We start from the raw sequence: 12,739 nt of genomic DNA, 5'->3' as shown, positions 1-12,739 counted from the left end.
GTCCATGGCGGCGGGAGGCACGCCGGCTGAGCGGCCGAGCGACACCTACGTGCTGGGCACCGACCCGGCCGAGCGTGAGCGCCTGCGGCTCCAGCACGAGCTATGGCTGCCTGCCGCCCGGGAGGCCTGGGGCCGCGCGGGCCTCGCTCCCGGCCAGCGGGTGCTGGATCTCGGCGCTGGGCCGGGCTTCTGTGCCCTCGAACTGGCCCGGGCCGTGGGGCCGACGGGGAAGGTGCTGGCCCTTGAGCTCAGCGCCGCCTACGTGCAGGCGGGCCAGCGGGCGGCCGCCGCCGCTGGCCTGGAGCAGCTGGAGCTGCGCCGCCACGACCTGAACCGCGAGGCCCTCGCCGAGACGGGCTTCGATCTGGCCTGGTGCCGCTGGCTGGCGATGTTCCTGCCCGCCGTGGAGCCCTTGGTGGAAACCCTGGCGGGGGCTCTGCGGCCCGGGGCCCAGGTGGTGCTGCACGAGTACATCCACTGGGACAGCTTCGGCCTGCATCCCCACGGGCCGGCCCTGGGCCGCTTCGGGGCCGCCTGCCAGGCCAGCTTTCGCGCCAGCGGCGCTGACCCGGACGTGAACCGGCGCCTGCCGGCGCTGCTGGCGGCGCGGGGCTTTCGGATCGAGGAGCTGCGGCCCCTGCTGCTGCTGGGACAGCCGTGGGATCCGGTGGCGGCCTGGATTGAGCGCTTCGTGGCCATCTACGGACCCGAACTGGTGCGCCAGGGCCACTGGAGCGCGGCCGAGGCCGAGGCCGCCGCCGCCGAAATCACCGCGGCCCACCAGACCCCCGGCGCCTTCTGGGTGGCGCCCACGGTGATGGAGCTGCGGGCGACAAGATTGGACCCATGAGCTGGACCACCAACGATCTCGGCGACCTCAGCGGCCGCCTGGCCCTGATCACCGGCGCCAACAGCGGCCTGGGGTTCGAGTCAGCCCGGGCCCTCTCGGAGCACGGCGCCACGGTGGTGCTGGCCTGCCGCTCCCGCCGCCGCGCCGAGGAGAGCCGCGACGCCCTGCTGCCCAAGGCCAAAGGCGGCCTGGAGGTGCTGGAACTGGATCTGGCCGATCTGGCCAGCGTGGCGGCGGCGGCCCAGCGGCTGGCGGAGAACTGGGGCCGCCTCGATCTGCTGCTCAACAACGCCGGTGTGATGGCCCTGCCCCGCAGCCTCACCCGTGACGGCTTCGAGCGCCAGTTCGGCATCAACCACCTGGGCCACTTCGCCCTCACCCTGCAGCTGCTGCCCCTGATGGAGGGGCGCCCCGGGGCCAGGGTGGTGACGGTCACCTCCGGCGCCCACCTGTTCGGCCGCATCGCCTTCGACGACCTGCAGGGGGAGCGCCGCTACGACCGCTGGAGCGCCTACAGCCAGAGCAAGCTGGCCAACGTGATGTTCGCCCTCGAACTGCAGCGGCGCCTGGAGGCCGCAGGCAGCACGGTGGCCTCCCTGGCGGCCCACCCGGGGATGGCGCGCACCAACCTGCAGCCCGCCTCGATCAGCGCCAACGGCTCCTGGATCGAGCCGATCGCCTACGGGCTGATGGGTCCCCTGTTCCAGAGCGCCGCCATGGGGGCCCTGCCCCAGCTCCATGCCGCCGTCGCCGCCAGCGCCAAAGGCGGCGAGCTCTACGGCCCGGATCAATGGGGGGGTGTGCGCGGTTATCCCGCCAGGGGCCGCATCGCCCCGGCAGCCCTTGATGACGGCGCCCGGCGCCGGCTCTGGGCGGTGAGCGAGGAACTCACCGGCGTGGCCTCCTAACGCTCCAGCTTGCTGGGAATGCCCTTGATGCTGCCGGGCAGGCTCTGGCGGGAGCGGCTGCCGCCCCAAGCGCCCAGGTAAAAGCGGTCTTCGCTGTCCAGCTGGCGCAGGTCGGAGAGGTTGGCGTTCTCAACGATCGCGCCGGTGCCAACTCCCGACTCAAAATCCGGTGGGGTGCGCGGATCCGCTGGTGAGGCCGCCTCGGCCGTGCCGTAGAAGAAACGCGTGCGCTCCAGCCGGGCGCCATCGAGATCGGCGCCGCTGAGGTTGACCCCGGCCAGGTTGGCATCGGCCAGATCCGAACCGCGCAGGTTGGATCCCCCCAGGTCGGCGCCGTTGAAATCCACCCCGCGCAGGTCGACGCCCGAGAGATCCACCCCCCGTAGCATCTGGTGCAGGCGGATCACGGGCACCCCGTCGAGGCGGTCCACCTCGTAGTTGCCCTCGCCATCAAGAATCGCCCGGCCCAGGCGCTGGTCCCGGCGCAGGGGCGTGAGCAGGCGGGCGTGGGCGAGGAAGCGCAGGATCTTGGCCTTGCCCTCGGCGTCGATGCTGCCGAACACCGCCGCCATGCGGCCCTCGGCCAGCATGCGCTCCAGGGGCCAGTCCTCCAGCAGCCCGTCCTCGTCGCTGATCAGCTCGGAGAGGCCCTGCATGAAGCTGTCGATGGTCTGGGCCTGGGTGATGCGGTTCTGCTGGGTGGTGAGCCGCTGGTCAACCACGAACTGGCGCCAGGCGATCACCAGGGCCACGAAGGCCACCAGGATCTGGCCGAAGGCCCCGATCACCCCCTCCCCGACGGCCCCGATCGCGGTCCAGTCGCCGCTGCGGTAGATCGCAGCCAGCGGTTCCCACCAGCCCAGGGCCACGGTGATCGCCACCGCCCCCAGCACCAGTCCGAGCAGGGCCAGGGTCTGCACTGTGGCGGGCTCCTCGAGCCGCGAGCGCAGCACCACCCACAGGGGTGGCAGCAGCTGCAGCAGCGAGAGCACCAGGGTCAGCAGGCCCCCCAACAGCGCCAGCCAGCTCCAGCCCAGGGCCAGGGCCGCCAGGGTGGCGGAGGCCGCCAGCAGCAGCTGCAGGGCCGGCAGCTCCTGGAGCCGGGCCAGAGCCGCCCGGCTGCGGAACGGCAGCACCGGTCGATCGTCGGGGGTGGCGGCCATCGCGCTCAGCCCGCCTGGAAGAAGAAACCGGCCGCCAGGATCAGGTAGGCCGCCAGCAACAGCGCCCCCTCCAGCCAGTCGGAGCGGCCATCGACCGTCACCAGATTGCTGACCAGCACCGCTGTGATCACCGTCACGAGTTCGAAGACATCAAAGCTCAGATCGAGGGGATGGCCCAGCAACGGCCCGATCAGCACCAGCACCGGCACCACCAGCAGGGCCACCAGCAGGGTGGAGCCCAACGACACGGACACCGAGAGATCCATCTTGTTCTTGCGCGCCATGGTCACGGCGGTGAGGTACTCGGCCGTGCCCCCCAGCAGGGGCAGCAGCACCACACCGGTGAACAGGGCCGTGAGCCCCAGGCCCTCGGTGACGGTCTCGACCACACCAACGAAAAGTTCCGATTCGTAGGCCAGCACAGCGGTGGCCGCCAGCAGCACACCCAGCCAGGGCAACAGCGGCGGCTTGTGGGCGCTCGCGCCCTCCTCCTGGGCCTCCAGATCGGCGGCGGCCACCTCGTAGAGGCTGCGGTGGGTGCCCAGGGAGAACAGCAGGGTGAGGCCGTAGACCGCCAGCAGCACCCAGGCCACGAAGGTGGAGAAGCCCTGGGTGCTCTCCGCCGTATGGCCGCCCGAGAGCACCGAGAGGCTGGGGATCAGGATCGCCACCACCGCCAGGGTCATGGCCGAGCCGTTGACCCGCGCCACCACCGGCTGGAAGGTCTGCTCCTTGCGGCCGATGCCCCCCACCAGCATCGAGAGCCCCAGGGCCAGCAGCAGGTTGGCCATCACCGTGCCGGTGATGCTCGCCTTGACGATCTCCACCAGACCGGCCTTGAGGGCCACCAGGGCGATGATCAGCTCGGTGGCGTTGCCGAACACCGCATTGAGCAGGGCGCCGATCGAGGGGCCCAGGGTGATCGAGAGTTCCTCAGTGGCGGTGCTGAGCCAGATCGCCAACGGGATGATCGCGATCGCTGAAGTCGCGAACACGACGCCATCGCCCCAGTGCAGGGCCTCGGCGGCGATCGACACCGGCACCATCGCCAGCAGGCCGATGGAAGCGGTCCGGCGCAAGGACATGACCCGGCAGCGAATGGCCCGCATTCTGCTGGCCCGCCCGCTGGCCGACGCGATCCGCCGCGATCTGGTCGCCTGGGACATCGAACTGTTCGAGAGCGTGCGCGATGCCACCCCGGTGTGAGCCGTTCCTACGGACAGGCCAGGGCCCACACCGCTGAAACCAGCTCCTCGGGCACGAAGCTTTCGGTTTCCTCGGGGATGGGCACGCCGTTGTAGGCGTACACGACGCGGGTTCGGCGGAGGCAGTCGATCCGCTCGCTGTGGCGATCGCCCACACCGGCGTAGTCGGCGAAGCGGATCTCCACCAGCTTGCGTGCACCACGGAGATCGATCGGACGGATCGACCAGGTCAGGGCGGCACCGCCACGGCCCAGCAGGATCCAGCCTGGCTCCCGCTCCCGGGCCCATCCCGCCGGCCCCAGCGCCAAGACCAGCACCCAGGCCGACGCCGAGCCGAACGCTTCGAGCTGGCAGCGGGCAACGGTCTTCGTCACGCCCTCTCAATCCAGCCGGAGCCATCCTGCCACCGGCGCCCGGTGGCCCGAGCACCCGGCTGGCCCGCGGGGATCCCACTGCGACCACCGAACCCATGGACAACGCCGCCCCAATCGACTAGTACAGGTGTTCCACTGGCGTTGCGATCGATGGTCCCGCTGCCCCTCTCCACCCTTGAGCCCTCCCGCCTCGAGCCGATCGAAGACTGGCCCTGGCTCGGGGGCCCCGTGCTCGTGGCCGCCCGCAGCCGCAAGGTCTGCATGACCTGCCACTGGTTTCGCCACCATGCCGCCCCCGGCGGGATCCCCATGCTCACCTGCCAGCTGCACCAGGGCCTGCTGGCCCACGGCGATCACCTCACCCACCGCTGCTCGGGCTGGACCGATGACCTTCACCGCCAGCGCGGCTGGGGGATATCGCCATGCCAGTGTTGATCCATGGCCATCAGCACTCGCTACAGCGAAGCTCTCCACTGGGCGGCGGAGTTGCATGGCGATCAGATGCGCAAAGGCAAGGCCGTTCCTTACATCTCCCACCTGATCGCCGTCAGTGGCCTGGTCTGGGAGGACGGCGGCGACGAGGAGCAGGCCATCGCCGGCCTGCTCCATGACGCGATCGAGGATGCGGGCCAGAGCCAGGCTTCAATCGCGGCGCGCTTCGGCGATCGAGTCGCCGCCATCGTCGCCGACTGCAGCGACAGCGCCGGGAGCCCCGCGGCTGAACACAAGGAGCCCTGGCTGACCCGCAAGACCCGCTATGTGGCCTCGCTGGAGCACAAACCGCTCGACTCCCTGCGGGTGAGTGCCGCCGACAAGGCCCACAACGCCCGTGATCAGGTGCTCGATGCCCGCCGGGAGGCCGACAGCTGGAAGCGCTTCAGCGCCGGCATCGAAGGCAGCGCCTGGTACCTGCTGCGGATCCACCAGGTGTTGAGCCACAGGCTCCCCGACAGCCGCTCCAATGAGTTGCTGGGGGAAGCGGTGCTGGAGATCCTGCACACGCCCACCTTCATCCGCCTGGTGCCGCGGGGCATGGCCCCCTCCGTCTGGGCGGCCGGTTACGCCGAGCGCCAGCTGGCGGGGGCCGGCGACCTAGGTCGCTAAGGGCTTGCGCCAGAACCCCAGCCATTCGCCCTCGCGGCCCTTGGCCTGCATCCCCACCGCCTCCCACAACTCCTCCACCAATCCGGCGCCGCTGAGCAGGGCGTGAACGGCCCCTGGATCGGCGCCAAAGGGCGGACCGCCGGGGCGGCCATGACACCAGAACAGCCCCAGCAGCCAGCCCCCCGGCGCCAGCAGCTCAGCCACGGTGCGCCCGTAGGCCGGCCTCAGGCCCGGATCAATCGCACAGAAACAGGTGTGCTCCAGCACCCCCGCCAGGCTCCCGCCACCCAGACCCGCCGCGGCCAGGGCAGGGGCGTCGAACAGATCCGCCTGGAGCCAGCGCAGCGCGCCAGCGGCGCTGCCGTGGAGCCGCTGGGCCTCGCGGAGTGCTTCGGCACTGAAATCCAGACCCACCACCTCGAAACCGCGATCGGCCAGCAGCCCGGCCTCATGGCCGCGGCCGCAACCGGGCACCAGCAGCCGCCCCGGGGGCTGCGGCGCCAGGGGATGGCCGCTGAGGAACTGCGCCAGGGCGGCCGCCGGTTGGCCCAGTTCCCAGCCGTCGCGGCCCTCGCGGTAGCGCTGGTCCCAGAAGGCGGCCTTCAGGGGCGATGAAGGGGTCTGGGGAGGCGAGGCCATGGCGAACGGATGCCGCCGGGGAGCGGCGCAGGAGAGCACACAGCGTGCCATCCAGCGGCGCGGAGACGTTCCTCCCGGGATCGCGACCACGGGCCCTTCACTCCCTGCCCCTCTGGGGCGCCCCCATGGGATTGCAGCCCTGTGGCCTCCAAGCTGGGTGTGCGCCAGGGCCGCTGCCCAGGGGCCCAAGCCGGAGCTGAACGGGCCAGGACAATGGCGGAATGAACCCGAACCCGTCCTTGCCCAGACGGCCGCCTGACCATGCCACTGCTGAGGCCACGGCTGAGACCACAGCTGAGACCAAAGCTGCTTGCCCTCGCCGCCGTGGCTGGCTCCGCCGCGCTGGCCCTGGGCGGCGGATTCGCCAACCCTCCGGCGAACCGGCACCAATCCAGCGGTGTGATTTATCAGGTCGATGAACGGGCCGGCGAGCGCGTCCATCTGCTGACGATCGCGAACGATTCGGCCCTCATGGTCGTTCCGGCGGTGGGCCCATCGCTGCAACCCCTGGCGCAGATCGCCCGGGCCAGGGGAGCGATCGCAGGGATCAACGGCGGCTACTTCGATCCCGCCAACCAACAGACGAACTCCTGGGTGCTGATCAACGGACGGGTGGCAGCCAACCCAGGCAAGAACAGGCGCCTGATCGAGAACCCGGCACTGAGGCCCTACCTCAACGCGATCCTGGCCCGCAGTGAATTCCGGGTGTACCGCTGCAGGGGCAAGGTCCAGTACGGGATTGCAGCCCACCAGGCACCGATCCCGCCCGCCTGCAGGCTGGAGCAGGCACTCGGTGGAGGGCCGCAGCTGCTTCCCAACCTGACCACCGAACGGGAAGCGTTCACGGCCAGGGAACAGGGCGTCGTGGTCCGTGATGCCATCGATGCCCTGGGCGCCAACGCCCGTACGGCGGTGGGCATCAAGGCCGATGGCCAGCTCCTGTGGGTGATGGTTGAGCAGAAGCCCGGCCGGGACCGCTCAGGAATGACCCTGGCGGAACTGGGCCGCTACCTGCAGGGACGGGGAGTCATCGCGGCCCTGAATCTCGACGGTGGATCTTCATCGTCGATCTATGTCCAGGGCGTCAGCCATGGGGGCCAACGTGATCGAAGCGGCCAGCCGATCCAACGGGCCATCCAATCGGTGCTGCTGCTGGTGCCGGGCCCTTCAGGCAAGGGGCCATCCAGCTGAGCTGGCGTCAGGGTTTGCTGAGGTACTTCTCCAGAAATGTGCGGGCCTTTTCCGAGAGCCCCATGTTCGAGTACGTGAGCCCGTAATAGGTGTTGCCGTACTCCTCCTTTTCCCACATTTTGGTCACCTCAAAGAGCACCTCCTCTCTCCCGTGGGACTCCTTGAGCACCAGGGTGAACTGATCGCTCTCGTTGAGATGGCTGGTGTTCTTGACCCCCACCACCACACAGAGCCCCCCGCGGCTCACATCCCAGAGGGTGACATGGCAGCGACCCTCCTCACCGGAGCGGAGCTCTCCCTTGGGTGGATTCACATGCAGGATCGTGCGTTTGTAATTTCGCCTCGGATCGTCAGGATCAATCTCCCTGGTCTTGGGGGGTTTCTTGGCTTCGCCGAACAGGAAGTTGAACATCTCCCCAGACCCATGAGCTGGGCCCCAAGCTAGGTGGTCCCTGGGTCTGCGCCGCACCCCTGTCTCCCCGTGGCCCGGCAGCAGCTGGACTGGGGGCAGCATCGGTACCCCCGGCACCCAACCGGGTGCTGGGAAATGGGTAACTTCCTATCAAAAACCTGAATGTCCCGTGGCTTTGACTGGAGCAGATCTGCTGGCAAAGCTCAAAGAGCTCGGTGATGTCAGCACGTCCACGCTGGTGCGGGCAGCGGGGTATGTCTCCACCAAAGAGGACGGGACTGAACGGCTCAAATTCACGACGTTCTACGTCGGCGAAGCCTTCTCGAAGAGTGGCGATGCTGGAGGCCTGGCCGCAAGCTGAGCCACATCGCCACGGTGCAGGGCAACAGAAATCTGCTGGTGGGCAAGGCCTGCGCAGTCCTGCTCGATCTGGCGGCGGCCGACGGGGCCTGCCAACAACGTCTCGCGCTGGCCAAGCCGATCCGGGAACGGCTCTGTCCTGCCCTGAGCCGGCAGGCGGAGGCGGAACTGCAGCGCCGCCATCGGGTGCTCCACCGCGACCGTTTCTCACTGGCGTACTACACGCCCGAGGGGGCGGCGTTGGGGCTGCCCCTATGGCAACCGCTGAGCGGGGCCAGGGCCAACACCGGCGCCGGGCGCAGGACCGATCTCATCCTTTGTATTATTGGCGTAATGCACTTGAAGCGAAGCGATGCGGACGATTTCCGTGCGCCTGGATGACGGCAGCGAGGTCAGGCTCGAGCGCCTTTGCCACGTCCTCGGCCTCAGCCAGACCGAGGTGGTGAAGGCCGGCCTAGAGCTGCTGCAGCGGCAATCCACCAACCCTGCGGCCCTGGCGGAGAGCCTTGGTCTGATCGGCTGCTTCTCCAGTGGTGCCCCAGATGGCACCAGCAGCAGTCGGGGACGGGACCATTCGGCTCAACTTCGCCAGAAGTTGAACGGCCAGCAGAGGCGGCAACGTCTGAGCGAGCTGGACGCGTGAGTCGCTCCAGCTTTCGCGGTGCCACCCTCGTCGATACGGGCCCTCTGGTCGCCTGGTTCGATCGCAGTGACCAGGACCACGACGCCTGTGCCGCTTTTTTCTTGCAGCACAGCGGAGCCCTGGTTTCCACCTGGCCGGTGCTCACCGAGGTTTGCCATCTGATCCCAGCGGATGTGGCCCCTCGCCTGCTCGGTTGGGTCTCGCTCGGTGGCCTGAGCGTGGCGGAGATGGGTGGGTCCGCCCTGGAGTTGATGGCCCGCTGGATGCGGCAATACGGCGATCTGCCGATGGATCTGGCCGATGCCTCACTGCTCTGGCTGGCCCATGAGCATGGGCTGCGCCAAATCGCCACGCTTGATCGACGCGATTTCGGCGTCTATCGACTGCCCGGTGGAGACGGGCTCGAGAACCTGCTGGAGCCGTGAGGGCGCTCATCTGATCTTCAGCGTGGAACTGGGCCAGAGCGCCCCGGGCCTGCGCTGCGCGCAAGTTCAGCCGCCTTGCCTTGCCTATCAATTCATGACGCAGGGTCGATCCGAGCGCCACCGGCATCAGCCTTGATGGGATCAACTTGGAGACTCGTCATGCGTCAGCTGATGAAGGTGCGTTTCGAGAATGCCGCCGCCAATGTGGCACTGGCCGATTCACAATTTGGCGAAAAGATGCAACGACTGTTGACGGACATCCATGCCGAAGCGGCTTATTTCACAGCCATTGATGGTCAACGGGGTGCCTACATCATCCTTGATCTGGAAAACGCAGCGCAGATTCCTGCGGTTGCTGAACCCTTTTTTCACTGGCTCAAGGCGGAGATCTCCTTTGAACCGGTGATGATCCCTGCTGACCTCGCCCAGGCAGGGCCCGCCATCGCAGAGGCCGCCAGGGCCTGGGGGTAGCCCCAGGAGCACGACAGGTCCCTCACGCCTGAGCAGCGGGCCGCAGCCAGCAACTGAACGCAACCTGTGGGCGTCCAGGAGCGATCTCGCCCGTGGACACGCGGCTCACACACGGCGAGTCATCCCGCAGCAGGCTGATTACCCCGCCGGGAGCGAATCACGCCAGTGGATCGCCTCAAGCTCCACCCTGACCGCCTCCTCCACGGGAATCACCGGGCGTGCCTGGAACTCGAACGCCGGAAAGGTGGAGCAGAGCTTGTGCACCGTCAACGGGTCATCGCAATCCACCAGCAGATGGCCGCCCCATTCCCCAACGCGAACCACGAAGAGCTCGATCCGAAGATCGGCGGGTGCCTTCCACTGACCAAACACCTCAAGGATCCGCTTCTGGGCTTGCTCGTATTCCGCTGAAGAACCCTGCGGACGCTCGAACCAACTGATCATGTATTTCATGGCAGCAACATTTCCTCAGGGCACCATTCGTATGAACGCTAGATCGGTCATGGGTGCATGATCAGCGCCAAGCATGAACGGACACAACCAGCCCGCTCGGGGTCAATGACCATCGAACCGCTCCCTTCAGCCGTTCATCCTGCCGCGGGCCGATGAATGACCTGATGAGCAATCACACGTGGACAGAGCATCAGACGTGCAAGCAGGTTGCCCATGGCTTACACGCAAAAAGACAAGCCGGCCAGAGATATCATCATGGCCATTCATAATAGTAAATCTCAAACAAGACTGCAATCCATCTGGTCCCATGTCATCGTGATCAACCATGCAGTGCCCTGGATAGCCTTTGGCCGCTTCCCCATAGAAATCCAACAGAGAGCTCAAGCCACCCATGCCGAAGGATGAGGCGAGCCATCGCGATAAACGAATCGTTTTCTGTGAACTCAGGGCCCTGGGATGGTCGAACGGTGATGTACTTCTCTACGGAAAGCTTCTGGAGTATCGACGCCGCTGGGGCGCGATCAACTTGGAGCTTGAGGAGAGGCAATTCCTGAGCAAGGCTGAGGCGGCCTTGTCTCAACATCGTTCAAGCAACACACCCCCAAAGAATGAAGCGAGCGGCTTACCCCGCCGTCAATCAGCGCTGCCGCGCAATGGGAAACTCGAAACCGATTGCTTCGTGGCGCTGGATTTTGAGACCGCTGATCAGGGCAGGGACAGCGCCTGCTCGATCGCGTTGGTGCGGGTCGAGAGGAACGCCATCGTGCATCGCGAGCACCGACTGATTCGACCACCTCGGCAGAAATTTTTATTCACGTCAATTCACGGAATCAGTTGGCCGCAGGTGGCCGATGCACCTTCCTTCGCTGAACTCTGGCCCGAGCTGGAGACCTGCCTCGAGGGGGCCCGTTTCATCGCCGCCCACAATGCTTCTTTTGACTCCGGTGTCATGCGGGCCTGCTGTGATCGGGCTGGCTTCTCGCCCCCGCTCCAGCCCTATTTCTGCACGGTGCAGCTCGCCCGGAAGACCTGGAACCTTCGGCCGACGAAGTTACCGGATGTGTGTCGGCATCTGAATCTGAGCCTCAATCACCACGATGCACTCTCCGACGCTGAAGCCTGCGCCAACATCGTTCTTGCGGCGATCCGTGATGGCGGGATGTAACGGGCCCATACCCGGGCGCCTGGCCGCCCCAACTGGGAAGCTGGATCCAGCGACGCCCAACCCTCGATGATGTCCGTTCTGCTCACCGTCTTCACCGTCCTGGTGGGCTATGGCCTTGGGCGCGGTATGCCCCGCCTGGCCCAGAAATCCGGTGGGATCGTGCGGCGCTCTCGCTCGGGCCAACTGGCGATGGGCCTGGTGCTGCTGATCCCCTGGGCGGTTGGTGGCCTCGCCCTGGTGATGGTGCTGGGCCAACCGTTCCTGTGGCTGCCGTTGCTGGGCTATGCGGCAGGGATGTGGTGGGGGAGGCGCAAGATCGGCCTCTGAGGGCCCATGGCTTGGCCTATCCCTCGCCAGGTGCTGATCCCCTGAATTGGCCGGCATGGTGTGTCGCGGGATGCAACCCAGATGGCCTGAGGGCCTTGGACTGTTTCAAACCGTTCCTGGTTCCATGGCCACCTACACCATCTCGATCGAAGGCGGGGCTTCCTTCCCCTGCGCGGATGACACCTACATCCTCGACGCCGCAGAAGAACAGGGCATTGACCTGCCCTATTCCTGCCGGGCCGGCGCCTGCAGCACCTGTGCCGGCAAGGTGCTCACGGGCACTGTCGACCAATCCGATCAGAGCTTCCTTGACGACGAACAGATCGACCAAGGCTTTGCCCTGCTGTGCGTCAGCTATCCCAAGAGCGACTGCACGGTGAAGGCCAACGTGGAAGACGACCTCTGAGGCTCGCTGCTGGAGTAAGCGGTCTGGACTCCTGCCCATGAGGGGAGCAGCGCTGGCTTCTGGAGCGACAACACCCCTGGCGGAAAGGAATGCTGGGTATGCCCGATGCCGATTTCGAACCAGCCACATCCTGCTTGCAAGTCAGGTTGAATCCGCTCAAAGCCATTGCCATCAAATGGTTTTGTACTCTCAACCAACACGGTCGGCGGAAGTTTTAGCAAAATTTCGCTACTGCAACCCGTTGTTTGGTCCCTGAGTTCCAAGGTCATTGAATCCGATGCGATCCTCAACCGGCTGCCACACCACAGCCATGTGGTGACGATCAGCGGCGACAGCTACCGGCTCAGGAAGAAACGCAGATCCTGGCTGTTCCGCACTCAGGTGGGCGGCTCCTCGCCGTCACTGCCTGCCAAGGAGGCCTGAGGGGGAGAACAGCCCCACCGGCATCAACGGCCGAGGTCAACCAAGCCAACGCACGAACCATGAACGACCCCAGGCAACACAGCCAGAACCAAGACACATCACCACCGCAAACCCCCGACCCTCGCCCGGCCGGAGATAGCCCACGTTTCGATGGTGGAAGTGGCTCAGTTTTCAGTTTCGCTCGACAGGAAGATCGCTGGCCGGGGCCTTGAAGTGGTTG

Annotated in this window: 20 protein-coding genes and 1 pseudogene; 15 read left to right on the top strand and 6 right to left on the bottom strand. The window is 66.7% G+C overall.

Going from position 1 to position 12,739, the window contains the following annotated elements:
- The first annotated feature begins 4 nt into the window (after window positions 1-4).
- Window positions 5-850, top strand: coding sequence for a methyltransferase domain-containing protein (locus KBZ13_RS07240; protein ID WP_255007830.1), 846 nt, complete (start codon window positions 5-7; stop codon window positions 848-850).
- The gene (locus KBZ13_RS07235) at window positions 847-1,758 is read left to right on the top strand and encodes an oxidoreductase (RefSeq protein WP_255007828.1); all 912 of its coding nucleotides are present in this window, start codon (window positions 847-849) and stop codon (window positions 1,756-1,758) included. Before KBZ13_RS07240 ends, KBZ13_RS07235 begins: the two co-directional genes overlap by 4 nt.
- On the opposite strand, the gene KBZ13_RS07230 is transcribed toward KBZ13_RS07235, so the two are convergent.
- Together KBZ13_RS07230 and cax are read right to left on the bottom strand one after the other, a co-directional pair.
- A complete protein-coding gene (locus tag KBZ13_RS07230) occupies window positions 1,755-2,921 on the bottom strand; it encodes a pentapeptide repeat-containing protein (RefSeq protein ID WP_255007826.1) in 1,167 nt (388 codons plus the stop codon). The genes KBZ13_RS07235 and KBZ13_RS07230 overlap by 4 nt on opposite strands.
- 5 nt (window positions 2,922-2,926) lie before the next feature.
- Window positions 2,927-4,006 (bottom strand): calcium/proton exchanger, encoded by a 1,080-nt coding sequence (gene cax / locus KBZ13_RS07225; RefSeq protein WP_255007825.1) that lies wholly within the window; start codon window positions 4,004-4,006, stop codon window positions 2,927-2,929.
- On the opposite strand from cax, the gene KBZ13_RS07220 reads away from it, so the two are divergent.
- Window positions 4,005-4,127 (top strand): hypothetical protein, encoded by a 123-nt coding sequence (locus tag KBZ13_RS07220; protein ID WP_255007823.1) that lies wholly within the window; start codon window positions 4,005-4,007, stop codon window positions 4,125-4,127. The genes cax and KBZ13_RS07220 overlap by 2 nt on opposite strands.
- Window positions 4,128-4,134: 7 nt before the next feature.
- Here the strand turns inward: KBZ13_RS07220 and KBZ13_RS07215 are convergent, their stop codons facing one another.
- The gene (locus KBZ13_RS07215) at window positions 4,135-4,500 is read right to left on the bottom strand and encodes a hypothetical protein (RefSeq protein ID WP_255007822.1); all 366 of its coding nucleotides are present in this window, start codon (window positions 4,498-4,500) and stop codon (window positions 4,135-4,137) included.
- 150 nt (window positions 4,501-4,650) lie between these two features.
- Here KBZ13_RS07215 and KBZ13_RS07210 point away from each other — a divergent pair, with 150 nt between their 5' ends.
- Both KBZ13_RS07210 and KBZ13_RS07205 read left to right on the top strand, forming a co-directional pair.
- A complete protein-coding gene (locus KBZ13_RS07210; protein WP_255007820.1) occupies window positions 4,651-4,935 on the top strand; it encodes a galactose oxidase in 285 nt (94 codons plus the stop codon).
- 3 nt (window positions 4,936-4,938) lie between these two features.
- The gene (locus KBZ13_RS07205) at window positions 4,939-5,604 is read left to right on the top strand and encodes an HD domain-containing protein (protein WP_255007818.1); all 666 of its coding nucleotides are present in this window, start codon (window positions 4,939-4,941) and stop codon (window positions 5,602-5,604) included.
- Here the strand turns inward: KBZ13_RS07205 and KBZ13_RS07200 are convergent.
- Entirely contained in the window at window positions 5,593-6,333 is a 741-nt protein-coding gene (locus tag KBZ13_RS07200; protein WP_255007816.1) for a methyltransferase domain-containing protein, read from the bottom strand. The genes KBZ13_RS07205 and KBZ13_RS07200 overlap by 12 nt on opposite strands.
- A 234-nt stretch (window positions 6,334-6,567) precedes the next feature.
- On the opposite strand from KBZ13_RS07200, the gene KBZ13_RS07195 reads away from it, so the two are divergent.
- A complete protein-coding gene (locus tag KBZ13_RS07195) occupies window positions 6,568-7,434 on the top strand; it encodes a phosphodiester glycosidase family protein (RefSeq protein WP_255007815.1) in 867 nt (288 codons plus the stop codon).
- 7 nt (window positions 7,435-7,441) lie between these two features.
- Here KBZ13_RS07195 and KBZ13_RS07190 read toward each other — a convergent pair whose 3' ends face one another.
- Complete coding sequence (locus KBZ13_RS07190) at window positions 7,442-7,846, bottom strand: PilZ domain-containing protein (RefSeq protein WP_255007814.1); 405 nt, start codon at window positions 7,844-7,846, stop codon at window positions 7,442-7,444.
- A 169-nt stretch (window positions 7,847-8,015) separates the two neighbouring features.
- Here KBZ13_RS07190 and KBZ13_RS07185 point away from each other — a divergent pair.
- The 4 genes and pseudogenes from KBZ13_RS07185 to KBZ13_RS07170 form a co-directional block, all read left to right on the top strand.
- Window positions 8,016-8,290, top strand: a pseudogene (locus tag KBZ13_RS07185) (AbrB family transcriptional regulator); the annotation flags it as partial.
- 268 nt (window positions 8,291-8,558) lie between these two features.
- Window positions 8,559-8,849 (top strand): hypothetical protein, encoded by a 291-nt coding sequence (locus KBZ13_RS07180; RefSeq protein ID WP_255007813.1) that lies wholly within the window; start codon window positions 8,559-8,561, stop codon window positions 8,847-8,849.
- The gene (locus tag KBZ13_RS07175; protein WP_255007812.1) at window positions 8,846-9,274 is read left to right on the top strand and encodes a type II toxin-antitoxin system VapC family toxin; all 429 of its coding nucleotides are present in this window, start codon (window positions 8,846-8,848) and stop codon (window positions 9,272-9,274) included. Before KBZ13_RS07180 ends, KBZ13_RS07175 begins: the two co-directional genes overlap by 4 nt.
- Window positions 9,275-9,433: 159 nt before the next feature.
- Window positions 9,434-9,745 carry a hypothetical protein gene (locus tag KBZ13_RS07170; RefSeq protein ID WP_255007811.1) on the top strand — a complete coding sequence of 104 codons (312 nt, stop codon included), beginning with the start codon at window positions 9,434-9,436 and terminating at the stop codon, window positions 9,743-9,745.
- Between the two features lie 138 nt (window positions 9,746-9,883).
- Here the strand turns inward: KBZ13_RS07170 and KBZ13_RS07165 are convergent, their stop codons facing one another.
- Entirely contained in the window at window positions 9,884-10,198 is a 315-nt protein-coding gene (locus KBZ13_RS07165; protein WP_255007810.1) for a DUF3303 domain-containing protein, read from the bottom strand.
- A 213-nt stretch (window positions 10,199-10,411) separates the two neighbouring features.
- Here KBZ13_RS07165 and KBZ13_RS07160 point away from each other — a divergent pair, with 213 nt between their 5' ends.
- The 5 genes from KBZ13_RS07160 (at window position 10,412) to KBZ13_RS15790 (ending at window position 12,519) form a co-directional block, all read left to right on the top strand.
- Window positions 10,412-10,603: a hypothetical protein gene (locus KBZ13_RS07160; protein WP_255007809.1), complete on the top strand. Its 192-nt coding sequence runs from the start codon at window positions 10,412-10,414 to the stop codon at window positions 10,601-10,603.
- On the top strand, window positions 10,590-11,363 hold the full coding sequence (locus KBZ13_RS07155) for a 3'-5' exonuclease (RefSeq protein ID WP_255007808.1): 774 nt from the start codon (window positions 10,590-10,592) through the stop codon (window positions 11,361-11,363). The genes KBZ13_RS07160 and KBZ13_RS07155 overlap by 14 nt, the downstream gene beginning before the upstream one ends.
- A 69-nt stretch (window positions 11,364-11,432) precedes the next feature.
- A complete protein-coding gene (locus KBZ13_RS07150; protein ID WP_255007806.1) occupies window positions 11,433-11,690 on the top strand; it encodes a hypothetical protein in 258 nt (85 codons plus the stop codon).
- A 124-nt stretch (window positions 11,691-11,814) separates the two neighbouring features.
- Entirely contained in the window at window positions 11,815-12,096 is a 282-nt protein-coding gene (locus tag KBZ13_RS07145) for a 2Fe-2S iron-sulfur cluster-binding protein (RefSeq protein ID WP_255007805.1), read from the top strand.
- A 165-nt stretch (window positions 12,097-12,261) separates the two neighbouring features.
- Complete coding sequence (locus KBZ13_RS15790; RefSeq protein ID WP_409995626.1) at window positions 12,262-12,519, top strand: ATP-binding protein; 258 nt, start codon at window positions 12,262-12,264, stop codon at window positions 12,517-12,519.
- The last annotated feature ends 220 nt before the right edge of the window (window positions 12,520-12,739 follow it).

It is taken from the genome of Cyanobium sp. ATX 6F1, from assembly GCF_024346315.1.
Lineage (GTDB): Bacteria > Cyanobacteriota > Cyanobacteriia > PCC-6307 > Cyanobiaceae > ATX-6F1.
Note: the sequence above shows the minus strand (reverse complement) of the source record. Positions and strands in the feature narration are given on the sequence as shown.